This is a genomic window from Cutibacterium nasicola, from assembly GCF_051303185.1.
GTDB lineage: Bacteria > Actinomycetota > Actinomycetes > Propionibacteriales > Propionibacteriaceae > Cutibacterium.
Genome location: NZ_JBPPGE010000007.1, coordinates 92,293 through 105,768, shown reverse-complemented (window position 1 = coordinate 105,768; position 13,476 = coordinate 92,293). Strand labels below are relative to the sequence as shown.

Sequence of the window (13,476 nt, the reverse complement as noted above, 5' to 3'; positions counted from 1 at the left end):
TTCCCCCACCCCCCACACAAACATCCCCCCCCCCCCCCCCCCTTTTCCCCCCCCCCCCCACTGCCATGTGCCACGGGTGTCCTGCGACTGAGCTCGTGAGGCCGTTCGTCACCAGTCGCGTCGCCCGCAGGAACGATGGCTGCAGGCCGTGACGAGAAACGGACCGCCCCCTGAAGAGGCGGGCCGGACGTGATTCAGATCACTTGAAGACGATGATCTTGCGTCCGGTCGGGGTGTGATCCCACAGCCACTTCAGACCCGACATGTTGCGGATGTTGATGCAGCCATGCGAGCTACCGTTCCAGCCGTCGCGGGCAAATCCCGACGAGTAGTGGATGGCTTGGCCCTTGTAGAAGAACATTGAGTATGGCATCGGGGATCCGTAGGAGGTCGAGAAGTGGTTCTTGTCCTTCCAGTAGATCGTGTTGACGCCTTCCTGGGTGGGCATGCTGGGACGACCGTAACGAGCGTCCAAGGTGATGAGGATGCGCCCATTCTGGACCATCCACAGCTTGCGCTGATTCTTGGAGGCGCAGATGACGGTTCCCGTCATGCAGCGGCGGTCAAGACGAGCACCCGAGTTGTTGATCGGAAGACTCACCGGTGCCGAGACGGGTTTGGAAGACACCGCAGAGACCGGGATCCAGCTCTGCATGGAGTTGAAGACGACCGGCATCCAGCCGTTGTAGTTCGGGCCACGACGCACGACGCGGGTGCCCTGGCGAGCGGTGCCCATCGAGCGGAAGGAGGTCGAGGCGCCGGTACGCATCGTCTGGTCCTTCTTCACCCAGAAGGTCTGGGGACGGGTGGAGGTGACGGTGTTGCCCGGCAGCCAGCCCTGCTTGCCCTGGTAGAAGACCGGGGCCCAGCCGTTGCGGTTGGGGCCGCGGCGAACCATGGCGGTCGTGGCATGGGTACGTCCCATGGAACGGAAGGAGGTCGAGGCGCCAGTGCGTAGCTCGGTCTCGACGTAGATCCACTGAGTCTGGGGATGCCAGGTTGTCACCGTGCTGGCAGGAACCCAACCCTGAGTGTTCCTGTACAGCACTGGGGCCCAGCCGTTGTAGTTCGGACCACGACGGATGAGGGCATGGGTGGAAGCCGTGCGTCCCATGGAGCGGAAGGAGCTGGAGGCACCGGTGCGAAGGTCGGAGGAGAGGTACACCCACATGGTCTGCGGGTAGGTCGTCGTCATGGTGTTGGTGGGAACCCATGCCTGGCTGCCCTCGTAGAGAACTGGGGCCCAGCCGTTGCGCTCGGGGCCACGGATGACGATCTTCTTTGCAGCCCGCGTCCGTCCCATGGAGCGGAAGCTGGACGATGCGCCGGTGCGCAGGTCGGTGGAGATGTAGGTCCACAGGGCTCGCGGCTGGTCGGTGGTGAGAGCGCTGGTGGGGATCCAGGCATTGGTGTCGCCGTGGCGGATTGGGGCCCAGCCGTTGCGCTCCTCGCCATGGATGACGACCCGGGTGGTCGCCGAGATCCTGCCCATGGAACGGAACTGCGTGCCGGCTCCGGTACGCAGATCGGTGGCGACGTAGATCCAGGCGGTTTCCTCGATCTTGGTCGGATTCGTGGCCGCGGAGTTCTTCGCCGAGGGAATCGACTCGGTGGAAACCTTGGGGGTGGCCGGAAGGCTCGGAGTATCCGGCTCAGTTGTCGCGGGGGCGGTCTCCGGGGCGGAGGAACCCTCCACAACGGCGGGGGTCGTCGCTGGGGCAGCGGGAGCCTCAGGAGCGTTGACGGTGGACGCAGGCCGCGAAGGGGAATCCGTGGCGGTTGGCGGGGTCGAGGGCTCCGCATTGGCAGTACCGACGATCCCGACGGGCAAGGACATGGCCAGAGCGGCTGCCAGGCCGGCAGCGCGAGCGGAGTGCATGGATCAAACACCTTTCGGGGATGTGGACGACAAGATGGTACGCCATTTCTGCAATGACTCCGACTTGGTTCCTGTGAGCTCCGGTGCAGTTGTGGCAGGATCTTCGCCCTGGGATGGCGCCGCAGCATCCGAGTCAGCAGGAACCGTGGCGCCATTGACATGTGGCCAGGTGCTCGTCAACTGTTCTTCGCGCGGGTGCGGGTCTTGGCGCGCTCGTGGGCGTTCAGCTCCGTCTTTCGGATGCGGACGACGTCCGGGGTGACCTCGAGGCACTCGTCCTCACGGCAGAATTCGAGCTGCTGCTCCATGGAAAGCCTGGTGGCCGGGATGAGGCGTTCCAGCTCATCACCGGTCGAGGACCGTACGTTGGTGAGGTGCTTCTCCTTGGTGGGGTTGACGTCCATGTCGTCGGGGCGGGAGTTCTCGCCGACGACCATGCCCTCGTAGGTGTCGTCACCGGGGGCGACGAACATCGTGCCGCGCTCCTGCAGGTTGAACAGGGCATAGGAGGTGACGACCCCCTGACGGTCGGCCACCATCGAGCCGCTCTGACGGGTGCGCAACTCGCCCACCCAGGGCTGGTAGTCCTCGAAGACCTGGTTCATGATGCCCTGACCGCGGGTCTGGGTCAGAAACTCGGTGCGGAAGCCGATGAGACCGCGGGCCGGGACGACGAACTCCATGCGCACCCAGCCGGAGCCGTGGTTGACCATGTGCACCATCTGGCCCTTGCGCAGGCCCATCATCTGGGTGACGGCGCCCATGAACTCCTCGGGGGCGTCGATGGTGACGCGCTCGAAGGGCTCGTGCAGCTTGCCGTCGATGGCCTTGGTGACGACCTGGGGCTTGCCGACGGTGAGCTCGAATCCCTCACGACGCATCTGCTCGACGAGGATGGCCAGCTGCAACTCGCCGCGGCCCTGCACCTCCCACATGTCCGGTCGGTCGGTGTCGGCCACCTTGATGGAGACGTTGCCGATGAGTTCCTGGTCGAGGCGGGCCTTGAGGAGACGCGCGGTGAGCTTGTCACCGGACCGACCCGACAGCGGAGAGGTGTTGATACCGATCGTCATCGACATTGACGGCTCGTCAACGTGGATGAGGGGCAGCGGGTCCGGGTTGTCGGGGTCGGAGAGAGTCTCACCGATGGTGATGTCGGGGATGCCCGCGATGGCGACGATGTCGCCCGGGCCGGCCTTCTCGGCGGGGACGCGCTCAAGGGCCTCGGTCATGAGCAGCTCGGAGAGCTTGACGTTCTGGACCGAGCCGTCACGCTTGCACCAGGCCACCGTCTGTCCCTTGGAGATCTCACCGGATGCGACGCGGCACAGGGCCAGACGTCCGAGATAGGGGGACGCGTCGAGATTGGTGACGTGGGCGCGCAGCACCCCGCCCTCCTCATAGGTGGGAGCCGGGATGTTCTCGAGGATGCAGTCGAACAGAGGCTGCAGGTCGGGGGAGTCCGGCATCTCTCCGTCGGCGGGCTTGCTGAGGCAGGCACGTCCGGCCTTTGCGGAGGCGTAGACGACCGGGACGTCGAGCAGGGAGACATCGTCGTCGTCGGAAAGATCCATGAACAGGTCGTAGGTTTCCTCGACGACCTCGTCGATGCGGGCGTCGGGGCGATCGACCTTGTTGAGCACGAGGATGAGCGGAAGCTTCTTGGCCAGGGCCTTGCGCAGCACGAAGCGGGTCTGGGGGAGGGGGCCCTCGGAGGCGTCGACGAGGAGGATGACGCCGTCGACCATCTCGAGGCCACGCTCGACCTCGCCGCCGAAGTCAGCGTGTCCAGGGGTGTCGATGATGTTGAGGGTGATCTCCTCGCCGTCGCTCATGACGTGCTTGACGGCGGTGTTCTTGGCGAGAATGGTGATGCCCTTCTCGCGCTCGAGGTCCATCGAGTCCATGACGCGCTTCTCGACCTCGGCGCCCTCACGGAAGGCTCCCGACTGCCACAGCATCGCGTCGACCAACGTGGTCTTTCCGTGGTCGACGTGGGCCACGATGGCGATGTTGCGCAGATCCTTGCGTACGGGCATGCAGAACTCCGGTTCAGATCGAGGATGGGGACACCGCGACGGGGCCGCGGGGTTTCGGCGGGCGAAAACGCTCCACCGTGAAGTGTAGGTCAGGGCAGGGTTGAGCTACGAATGAGCGAGTCGGCGCAACTGTCAGAAGTGCCGACGCGGTGGCTGGATCGCTGAGTTCTCGGCGGCGGTGTGAGTGCCGTCGCACCACTGGACGGGTGGCACCTGTGTCTTGACCTGGTCGATGTGTTCGCCGCATCCGGCCCACGTCGTCTTGCCACAGACGTCACACCTGATGGGTCGGCACATGGTGGTGATCCTTTCATTTGGCTGGAACAAGTTTATGTCACATGCCCTTGCAGACGGCCCGAGCGAGCGCCTCGGCGCGTTTCGCCCTAGGCTTGGGAGTATGGCTGAGGAGCAGAACACCGATCCGACCACAGAGATCGAGGAACAGGACCACGGCGTCCACTTGCCGCCGGACCCGGCCATTCGCAAACTCGCCAAGCGGGGACGCGGCGAGTTCATGGCGGTCATCAAGGAGCATCCGTCCTCGACGTTGTGCTGGGCCCTGCTGGCCGAGGGATCTCTGCTGTGCGGCACTGACACTGCCGATGTCGCGGCCTATGCCTATGCCCGTACCGGGCGTGACCTCGGTTTGGAACAGCTGCGCGATGCCGGCTGGGACGGCGAGGGCGCTGTCGACTGGGGCTACCTGCCGAACCAAGGGGTGTTCCGCTGTCTTCATGCCCTCGCAATGGCGGCCGAGAGGCTGGGATTTGGCGATGAGTCCGATGACGCCGACACCCTGCTGCGTGAGATGAGTGACGAGGCTTGGCGAGCGCTGCGTGGCGACGAGGTTCCGTCCGACGGCGCTGTGGACGTCGAGGTGGATGAGGACAAGTCCGACGGTGATCAGGGGAACGATCACCAGGAGTGACGGATTCTCCGGCCGGATGAGGTCAGGAGGTTGACACGGGGATCTTCCACATTCATCCTTGATGTAGGACGTCCGATGTCCTATGTATGGTCACAGTGCACAACAAAGGTGTGTGTCGAAAGGAAATACTGTGAGTACTTGCGAGGTGCACAACGCACCAGGCAATGGCCCAAGCCACTGGTGGCAGTACCTCAGCCGCACGCAGTGGAAGGCCTTCTTCGCCGCGTGGCTTGGTGTCTTGCTGGACGGCTATGACTTTGTTCTGATTTCGTTCGCCCTCCCGGCGATCATCAAGGCTTTCGACCTCACCCTGGTGCAAGGCGCGGCGCTGGTGTCCGCGGCGTTCATCTCGCGCTGGCTGGGCGGACTCATCCTCGGTGCGATGGCCGACCGCTTCGGCCGTAAACCGGCCATGGTGACGTCGATCGTCATGTTTGCCCTCGGATCCATCGCGATGGCCCTGGCGCCCGGCTACTGGTTCTTGTTCCTGTGTCGGTTGGTCATCGGATTCGCAATGGCAGGTGAGTACTCGTCGAGTGCCACGTACGTCATCGAGTCTTGGCCGCGTCACATGAGGAACAAGGCTTCGGGATTCCTGCTGTCTGGATTCGCCTTCGGCGTCATCCTCGCCGCGCAGGTCGACAAGTACCTCAATGGCTGGGTGGAGTCGTGGCATCCCGGTTGGGGATGGCGTGCGCTGTTCCTGACTGGCATCGTTCCTATCGCCGTCGCACTGTACATGCGGCGCACCCTTCCAGAGGCCACCGACTGGCAGGAGGCTCAGGAGCACGACAACGTCCAGGAAGACATGCTCACGATTCTGTTCAAGGGCCCCTGCCGCTGGGCGAACATCATCGGTTGTGTGGCGGCAGCGGCTCTTCTGCTCCTGATCTTCTCGGAGCTGAGTATCCCAGGCTGGCTCATTGCCGTCCTCGGCATAGTGACCAGCGCGATCTTCATTGCCTTCGTCGTTCAGTTCGATCGAAGTCGCTGGCTGATCGGCGTGGCCATCATGGTGACGATTTTTGCGTCGTTCATGTACACTTGGCCTATCCAGGGTCTGCTGCCGACCTACCTCAAGGGCGTCGGTATGGCCCCGACCACTGTGGCCAACGTCGTGAGCTTCGCCGGACTGGGCAATGCCTGTGGTTACATCATCGCCGGATTTGGTGGTGACCGATTTGGAATGCGTCGTTGGTACGCAATCAGCTTGATCATTTCTCAGACCCTCGTTTTCCCGCTCTTCCTACAGGGCGGAAAGTACGTCGTCCTCGTCGCGGCGTTGCTCTTCTTCAACCAGATGTTTGGACAGGGTATTTCCGGCCTTTTGCCCAAGTGGGTGTCCAGCTACTTTCCGGTCGAAAAGCGCGCTGCCGGCCTCGGATTTTGCTACAACGTCGGTGCTCTCGGTGGTGCTGTGGGCCCGGTCATGGGTGCGTCTGTCGCGGCGAAGTGGTCGTTGGGTGGTGCCCTGGCAGTTCTGTCAGTCGGTTTCGCCTTGGTCGTCATTCTGTCGATCGGACTCAACATCCCGCGCAAGCTTCAGGTACTGGTCTCCCCGGAACATGTGCGTCCCGAAGATGGCGACGACGAGTTCATCGCTCAAGTGCAGTGACGACAACAACCTCGTATGAAGCATTGAATGATTCGTGGTTGACGTGGTCAAAGGAGGTAGCCATGGTGGTTCCATTTGTCGTAGGCGGGTACGCCGCGATGCCAAGGACTCGGGTCGAGCAGGAGAAGTTCTATTCCGCCCTTGCACAGACTGGCTGGGTCGACGGAATCGAGATCCCGTATCGTGATGGTGTCGACGCTGACCCGCGCTGGCTGGCGGACCAGTTGCGCAACCGATTCACCCAGTGCGTCGTGACGGCCATTCCGGGGACGATGGGGCGTCTGGCTAACGATCCTGACTTCGGGCTGGCCTCACCCGATGAGGAGGGTCGGCAGCGGGCGATCGCCTGGATGAACGGTCTCGTCGAAGACGCGTTGTCCCTGCACGAGATGGTTGGCCACCGTGTTGTCCGTTTCGTTGAGATTCATTCGGCACCCAGCAACCGCGCCGAGCCGACCGCCCTCAAGGTCTCCCTGGCGGAGCTTTCCAGCCTCTTCGCAGATGCCGAGCTCACTCCCGTCATTGAGCACTGCGATGCTTCGGGCGGAGTTGGCCCGGGGGAGAAGGAATTCCTCAGCCTCGATGACGAGATCGCAGCCGTGTCTGGCAGTGACGTCCATGTGACGATCAACTGGGGACGCAGCGTGGTTGAGTCCCATGATCCAGATCTGCCGGCCCGTCAGGCTGCCCGCCTTGCCGATGCCGACCTGCTCGGTGGAGCGATGGTTTCCGGCGCTGGACCGGAAGCCACCCAGTACGGCCCGGTCTGGGGAGACGCCCATCTGCCACTGCGTGACGACGAGCCGACCAGCCTGCTCACCGCCGACCGCGTCGGATCGTTCCTGGCTGCCGCCCGAGGCCTGCAGTCCTACCAGGGCATCAAGATCCAGACCCCTGCCGATGCCACCGTCGAGCAGCGACTGGCCATGATCACCCACATCCACGACGCCATGGCGCCGGCATGACACTCACCACAACAATTTCGAACACCATGAAGGACATCACCATGACCACGAAGTTCCACGGAGTCATTCCCCCCGTCGTCACCCCGCTGACGACCGACGGTGACCTCGACGTCGCCTCCTACGAGAGGCTCATCAATCGCCTCATCGAGCAGGGGGTTGACGGCCTGTTCGTCCTCGGCTCCACCTCCGAGGTCGCCTTCTTCGACGACGAGATGCGCGGACGAGTGCTGAGCGAGGCCAAGCGAATCATCGCTGGCCGCGTTCCCCTACTCGCCGGCGTCATCGACACCGAGACCCTGCGCGTCATCCGCCACATTCGTCAGGCCGAGGAGATCGGGGCTGACGCCGCCGTCGCCACTGCGCCGTTCTACGCGATCACCGGTCCGACCGAGATCGAGAACCACTTCCGGGCCCTGCATGAGGCCACCCAGCTGCCGCTGTTCGTCTACGACATCCCGGTGTGCGTGCACGTCAAGGTGCCGGTCGACCTCATGATCACGCTCGGTCGCGAAGGGGTCATTGCCGGGTGCAAGGATTCCTCCGCCGACGACGTCTCCTTCCGGCGTCTGGCCCTGGCCAACCGCGCCGCAGGGTCTCCGCTGGCCTTGTTCACTGGGCACGAGGTTGTCGTCGACGGTGCTTTCATGTCCGGTGCCGACGGTGTCGTCCCGGGTCTGGCGAACGTCGACGCGACCAACTACGTGAAGATGTACAAGGCCTATCGCGAGGGCGACTGGGAGATGGTGCGCACCGAACAGGACAAGGCCACCGAGCTCATGGAGATCGCGTTCGCCCCGCAGGGAGTCGTCGGTCCTGCCGCCGGCGTCGGGGCGTTCAAGACCGCCATGCAGCTGCTGGGCATCATTGAGGCCAACACCATGTGCGTCCCGCTGCCTACCTTGGTCGGTGAAAATGTCGAGAGGGTCGCCGAGGTGCTGCGTCGCGTCGGCCAGCTCGCGTGATGATGGGGAGAAGTCGATCATGAGCACGTTCACCAACAGGATCATTGCGTCGATGGCGGGAGGCCTTGTCGTCTCGTGCCAGGCCTACCCAGGAGAACCCCTCCGACACCCGGAGACGATGGCGCAGATGGCCGCTGCTGCCGAGCTCGGGGGAGCGGCCGCTGTGCGGGCCCAGGGGCTCTCCGACGTCGCCGCCGTCAAGGGTCGGGTCAGCGTCCCGGTGGTCGGCATCTGGAAGGAGGGCGACGAGGGCATCTACATCACCCCGACCCTTCGTCACGCGCGCTGCGTGGCAGCTGCCGGGGCCGACATCGTCGCCCTTGACGGCACCCGGCGGGAGCGCGCCGATGGCCTGAGCCTCGCCCAGACCATTGCAGGTCTCAAGGACGAGTACGACGTCGTCGTCATGGCTGACTGTGGATCGGTTGATGACGGCCTCGCGGCGGCTGAGGCCGGAGTTGACCTCGTCGGCACGACGCTGTGTGGCTACACCGGTGAACGTCCCAAGACGGATGGTCCTGATTACGAGGTCATCGAGACTCTCGTCAAGGAGCTTGACGGCAGTCGCCCATTGATTGCCGAGGGACGCATTCATACCCCTGAGCAGGCGCGTCGCGCGATGGATGTGGGGGCCCACGCCGTCGTGGTGGGAACCGCGATCACCCACCCGACCTCGATCACGGGATGGTTCCGCGACGCTCTGACGTGAGTGTGGATCGACGAAGGGGTGTGTAGCGAGAATGTTCCTGTGCCCGGTTGCTCCGCCTCGGGGACAACTGGGCACAGGCATCATCGAGACCCGATCGTAGAGCGTGAGGCCGTCAACCAGGACAGCGGAACACGGGTCAGGAAAAGTCCCTGCCACTCGCGCTCCCACAACACGGCCAGGTCCCCGTCAGGCAGCTGCGTCATGCACTGGTAGACGTGGTGACGAGGATTGAGAACCCGGTTGTGAGGCCAGGTAGTTCCATCGTCATACGAGAGCCTCAGGACTCCACATCCTCGAAACGGGAGCATCTGTGACGCGTTGGCGAACACGATCCCCGGAATACCGTCGACGTCGACCTCAATGGCGTTGGGCTGACTGAAGATCTCGGTCAGTTGGTCAACGAAGTCCACCGGACCCCAGGTCTGTCCTCCGTCAGCACTGACAGCGTGGGCAACCCGTCCAGATGGATGCTGATTGCGCATGAAGACGTGAACTGCACCGTCCTGGCCCTCGACCAGGACGGATTCGTGGAGGGACCCGCGGTCGTCGCGCAAGTCGCGTGAATGGACGGTAGTTCCATACAGGTCGCGGCCGTCATTGGGTGACTCTCCCAGATGCCAGGTCTGTCCGCCATCGTCGGAGTGGACGGCGGCGCAGGAGAAGGTGACACCCTCTTCGTGGTTGTAGTAGACGGGGACGAGTATGCGGCCAGAGTGGTCGCCTCGCGAGAGCTGAATGGCATTGCCCGGGGATGTGCCGAAGAAACGCATCCACTCCTGTTTGACCTGGCTGTTGAGATCGATGGGATCACTCCAAGTCAGGCCGTCGTCGTCACTGGTGACCATCTGGAGGTAGCAGGTGCGGACGGTGAGCACGGACTCATCCGGATCGACGCCGTGAGCGAGATGGATGTTGCCAGCCGGTTGCCCATCCTTCGTGACGTTGCCGCGTTCGTCGACGATGAGATCCGTCGAGGCACCATCGGTCGTCTCGACTGAGCCGTCCCCGTTGAGGACGTAGTGATTGTCGTCCTCATCGGTGAGTATCTGCCGTCCTGACTCGTCGAAGCCGGTTCCCACGCAACAGTTCGGCTGCCCGATTCCGCCCGGGAAATGATCGATGAGCACGAGGACGCGACCGGTGTTCTTGTCCTGGACCAGGACGGAGTCGATCACCGAGGCGCCCAGAGGTCCCGAGCCGGGGTAGGTGATCACGGTCTGAACGGGTTCCCAGGTTCGCCCGTCATCAAGGCTCCGGCGAATGACGAAGTTGATGTCGTTGGGGGAATCATTGGCGATGGACACGCGTTGGTCAGCCCCTGCGATGAGCACGCCGGACTCGAGGCGGATGATCGAAGGGATCCGGTAGCTTCGCGATCCGTTCAGGCCCATGTCGAACAGTGCCACCGTCTCGAGAGGCATGACGCCGGCGAGACGCTTCACTTGGTGGTCTGAAAGCACGGAGTCATAGATCATGGCCGTTTGTGCCTCGCCGAAGAGGCGGGTGCCATCCAGATCGGAGCCGACAACGACGCGGTCGATGGTCCCGATGTCGTCGAAGAATGCGGTGCCAGGATCGTGGCAAACCTGATATCCGTCGGCATAAAGATCGATGGCGCCTCGTCCGCTGACGGCGACGACGTCATGCCAATCGCCGTCATCCCAGTGTCCGTGTGCGCGGCTCGACGCGATTATCTGATTGTCCTGGACGACGGAGTATTCCAGATCACCGTCATGAATGGACAGCCGCAGGGCGCCGCCATTGCCATGGGCCGCGATGATCGTCCCGCCCTGCCCGCTACCACGGGTACGGAAGCGGGCGCGGATGGCACCGTCGCGCAATTCAGAGCACCGGGCAGCGTCACGGGGAGACAGTGCCGCTGCAGAAAACTGGATGAGGGGTGTGACTGCTGCTGATCGCGCCAGTATGGCTTTTCGTGACAGAGGGGAGTCCCAGACCGTCACATGGCGAATGTCGACGATCTCGTCGGGGTCAACCCGGAACTCCGTCACCTTGATGTGCGAGAACCATGCGACAAGGGTTGTGCTGAAGGATTCGTAGCCGTCAAGGAAAAGATGAGTCCCGGAATTGTCGCAGGTGAGACCGATGGAGTGAAGCACGGAGTCATCAACGCCGAGTGCGTCTTCTGCATCGAGGACGCGGGACTGGCCATCTGTCGAGATGACTCCAGAGAGGTGGCCGCCGGTGACCTCGACCTCGATTTGTCCGGATTCTCCGACTGCCGTGAATACCTTGCCGTCAATGGAGCACGTCAGATCAATGAGGAGGGAGCCAGAGTCCAGGCGGCTGAGGGCCCCGACGTCAATGGAGTCGTTGATCGTGGATGCTGGACCTTCAAGGTCCAGCATCGGTGTGGGGCGAGATGTGGGAGTCATCCAAATCCTTTCGGGGTCGTCGTTGACACTGGACATCCGACGTCCAATGTCAATATGATGGCACACGAGCAGGGGCGTTTCAAGAGTTGGGCTCACCTCGTTTCGTGTGAATCAGGTACGGGCGTCGTGACCCGCAGTGTTGAGCCGTCCACGAATGGCATCGAAGTGGTGCCACATGGCGTTTCGACTGGCCTCCGAATCATTGCCGACGACGCAATCCGCGATGAGGTCGTGAGCGTCACGATTGGCCTTGACAGCGTTGGTTGGCGGCAGTCGGAGACCGGCGAGGTTGAGGGAGTCCCAGAACACGTCAATGAGCTCGCGAGCCAGCTGATTGTCCACACCAGCGTAGAGAGTCCGGTGGAATTGGCGATCTGCCGCCGCGGAGTCCTGGGGATCGTCCATCCGTGCTGCCAGAGCGTGCAGTTCGCGACCGGTCGCTGCGCTGATGGAACCGGTCACCTCGGCCGCCAACGAGCACTCCAACAATGCGCGGACCTCCACCATCTCTCGCAGCCCCGTGAAGTCTTTGTTCCCAGCGGTGTCGGCGCTGACCTGCTTGACGCTGCGATACACGAGACCCGGACGAATGGTCGACGCCGAGGCTGTCGACAGGTAGGTGCCCAAGCCACGTCGGACCTTGAGGATTCCCAGCGCCCGCAATTCCCGCACCGCTTCTCGAACGGTTCCGCGTGCCATTCCGAAGTGCGTCGCCAGATCCTGTTCGATCGGAATAGGGTCTCCGGGGGTCAGATCCGAGGAGAGAATCCACTCGAACACCCGCTGTGCGGCAGGGTTGAGGTTGTCGGCCAGGTGGACGGCATCGTTCGGATCTGACATGCCGCTTATCATGTCATGATCGGCATGATCTCGACACGGAAAGCCCCCTTGGTCGACGCGGGCTCGCAAAAGGCGAAAGAATGAAGACACAGCGACGTCAAAGGCGTCGCCAGACCCAGGAGCGCGACATGAGTGAACACGTTGTTTTCCGCGACATGCGGCCCGAGGACGTCAAGGTGATCACCTTCGGGGAACCAGGGGCACTGATCGATCGCATTGATCGTCCCGACGTCGTCGCCCGGGTTGCCCTCCACGAGGACCGCATCGTCGGATACGCGGTCTCCTGGCTCGCCGTGGTGCATCGCACTCGTCGTTTCATCGACGTGGAGATCCATCCTGATTCCCGCGGCCGTCGTATCGGTACCCGCCTGGTGCGTCAGATTCAACAGCGGGTGGAGCGTCCCCTGGCCACCAAGGCCATCGCAGGTTCGGATGCCGAGAACTTCATCCTTTCCCTGGGCGGCGAGATCTACACGTCCTGCCCGCCGTTCGAGCTGCCGCGTCGTCACTTCGGTCGTGCCATTGAGTCACTCGCAGAAGTGAGCCTCGGCCCCGGCGGGGCCATCTCGGGTGCGACGCTGGCCCCCGGTGTGCTCGAGACGCTGTGGGAGCAGACCTACGTGTGGGTGCACGAGTCGTGGTCACCGGTCGACGACAGTGAGGCCGCTCACGAGGCGCTACGTCAGGAACTCGTGGACCTTGACGCGGAAGCCACCCGGGTCGCCCTCGTCGACGGTCAGCCCGCAGCTGTTGCCTTTGTCTTCGTTGACGAGAACCCAACTGTCGTGGCAGAGACCGTCCAGGCTGACGCCCCTGAAGGTGACGCCGCCGTCGCCTCGGCAATGTCCTCGGTCATCAGCTGGGCAGATGACGCCGGTTACAAGCGTGTCAACTTTGACGGACATCGCAGCGATCCTCACTTCGGCCCGCTGGCCTCACGGCTTCCCCTCGAGGGGGCACGCCTCAATCTGTTGGAGATTCCAGTTCTGCCGCCTGACGTTGCTGGCGAGGTAGCGACCGGTGAGAATGGTGCGACTGTCGCCTGATCGACCTTGACGTGTTGACGGCGGAGGGTCATGCGGGGCGGGGGGAGTCCCTTCGCCCCCGGCCTGACGCCGTGGATGTCGTAGCAACCACGTAATG

10 protein-coding genes and 2 pseudogenes are annotated in these 13,476 nt (G+C 63.2%); 6 read left to right on the top strand and 6 right to left on the bottom strand.

All coding sequences use genetic code 11. From position 1 onward, the window contains the following. Positions 1 to 199 precede the first annotated feature (199 nt). The 4 genes and pseudogenes from ACSJJT_RS11410 to ACSJJT_RS11395 form a co-directional block, all read right to left on the bottom strand. Positions 200 to 553, bottom strand: a pseudogene (locus ACSJJT_RS11410) (L,D-transpeptidase); the annotation flags it as partial. Positions 554 to 1,441: 888 nt separating this feature from the next. Next, positions 1,442 to 1,492, bottom strand: a pseudogene (locus ACSJJT_RS11405) (hypothetical protein); the annotation flags it as partial. A gap of 563 nt (positions 1,493 to 2,055) precedes the next feature. Next, positions 2,056 to 3,918: a translational GTPase TypA gene (gene typA / locus ACSJJT_RS11400; RefSeq protein WP_279186978.1), complete on the bottom strand. Its 1,863-nt coding sequence runs from the start codon at positions 3,916 to 3,918 to the stop codon at positions 2,056 to 2,058. A gap of 132 nt (positions 3,919 to 4,050) precedes the next feature. Continuing rightward, positions 4,051 to 4,215: a DUF8730 family Cys-rich protein gene (locus tag ACSJJT_RS11395; protein WP_435918390.1), complete on the bottom strand. Its 165-nt coding sequence runs from the start codon at positions 4,213 to 4,215 to the stop codon at positions 4,051 to 4,053. A gap of 100 nt (positions 4,216 to 4,315) precedes the next feature. Here ACSJJT_RS11395 and ACSJJT_RS11390 point away from each other — a divergent pair, with 100 nt between their 5' ends. From ACSJJT_RS11390 to ACSJJT_RS11370, 5 genes are all read left to right on the top strand, one after another. Further along, entirely contained in the window at positions 4,316 to 4,846 is a 531-nt protein-coding gene (locus tag ACSJJT_RS11390; protein ID WP_435918389.1) for a DUF3151 family protein, read from the top strand. A 130-nt stretch (positions 4,847 to 4,976) separates the two neighbouring features. Further along, positions 4,977 to 6,461 (top strand): MFS transporter, encoded by a 1,485-nt coding sequence (locus tag ACSJJT_RS11385; RefSeq protein ID WP_435918388.1) that lies wholly within the window; start codon positions 4,977 to 4,979, stop codon positions 6,459 to 6,461. A 62-nt stretch (positions 6,462 to 6,523) separates the two neighbouring features. Then, complete coding sequence (locus tag ACSJJT_RS11380) at positions 6,524 to 7,426, top strand: DUF4862 family protein (protein WP_435918387.1); 903 nt, start codon at positions 6,524 to 6,526, stop codon at positions 7,424 to 7,426. Then, on the top strand, positions 7,423 to 8,388 hold the full coding sequence (locus tag ACSJJT_RS11375) for a dihydrodipicolinate synthase family protein (protein ID WP_435918386.1): 966 nt from the start codon (positions 7,423 to 7,425) through the stop codon (positions 8,386 to 8,388). Before ACSJJT_RS11380 ends, ACSJJT_RS11375 begins: the two co-directional genes overlap by 4 nt. A 19-nt stretch (positions 8,389 to 8,407) precedes the next feature. After that, a complete protein-coding gene (locus ACSJJT_RS11370; protein ID WP_435918385.1) occupies positions 8,408 to 9,097 on the top strand; it encodes an N-acetylmannosamine-6-phosphate 2-epimerase in 690 nt (229 codons plus the stop codon). Positions 9,098 to 9,177: 80 nt separating this feature from the next. Here ACSJJT_RS11370 and ACSJJT_RS11365 read toward each other — a convergent pair whose 3' ends face one another. Further along, positions 9,178 to 11,493, bottom strand: coding sequence for an exo-alpha-sialidase (locus ACSJJT_RS11365; protein ID WP_435918384.1), 2,316 nt, complete (start codon positions 11,491 to 11,493; stop codon positions 9,178 to 9,180). Between the two features lie 111 nt (positions 11,494 to 11,604). Then, on the bottom strand, positions 11,605 to 12,345 hold the full coding sequence (locus tag ACSJJT_RS11360; RefSeq protein WP_435918383.1) for a FadR/GntR family transcriptional regulator: 741 nt from the start codon (positions 12,343 to 12,345) through the stop codon (positions 11,605 to 11,607). A gap of 68 nt (positions 12,346 to 12,413) precedes the next feature. Between ACSJJT_RS11360 and ACSJJT_RS11355 the strand changes: the two genes are divergently transcribed. Continuing rightward, positions 12,414 to 13,379 carry a GNAT family N-acetyltransferase gene (locus ACSJJT_RS11355; protein ID WP_435918382.1) on the top strand — a complete coding sequence of 322 codons (966 nt, stop codon included), beginning with the start codon at positions 12,414 to 12,416 and terminating at the stop codon, positions 13,377 to 13,379. Positions 13,380 to 13,476: the final 97 nt, after the last annotated feature.

Coding starts and splice junctions, on each gene's coding strand:
- typA (WP_279186978.1), bottom strand. CDS start 3,918: ATGCCCGTACGCAAGGATCTGCGCAACATCGCCATCGTGGCCCACGTC.
- ACSJJT_RS11395 (WP_435918390.1), bottom strand. CDS start 4,215: ATGTGCCGACCCATCAGGTGTGACGTCTGTGGCAAGACGACGTGGGCC.
- ACSJJT_RS11390 (WP_435918389.1), top strand. CDS start 4,316: ATGGCTGAGGAGCAGAACACCGATCCGACCACAGAGATCGAGGAACAG.
- ACSJJT_RS11380 (WP_435918387.1), top strand. CDS start 6,524: ATGGTGGTTCCATTTGTCGTAGGCGGGTACGCCGCGATGCCAAGGACT.
- ACSJJT_RS11375 (WP_435918386.1), top strand. CDS start 7,423: ATGACACTCACCACAACAATTTCGAACACCATGAAGGACATCACCATG.
- ACSJJT_RS11370 (WP_435918385.1), top strand. CDS start 8,408: ATGAGCACGTTCACCAACAGGATCATTGCGTCGATGGCGGGAGGCCTT.
- ACSJJT_RS11365 (WP_435918384.1), bottom strand. CDS start 11,493: ATGACTCCCACATCTCGCCCCACACCGATGCTGGACCTTGAAGGTCCA.
- ACSJJT_RS11360 (WP_435918383.1), bottom strand. CDS start 12,345: ATGATAAGCGGCATGTCAGATCCGAACGATGCCGTCCACCTGGCCGAC.
- ACSJJT_RS11355 (WP_435918382.1), top strand. CDS start 12,414: ATGAAGACACAGCGACGTCAAAGGCGTCGCCAGACCCAGGAGCGCGAC.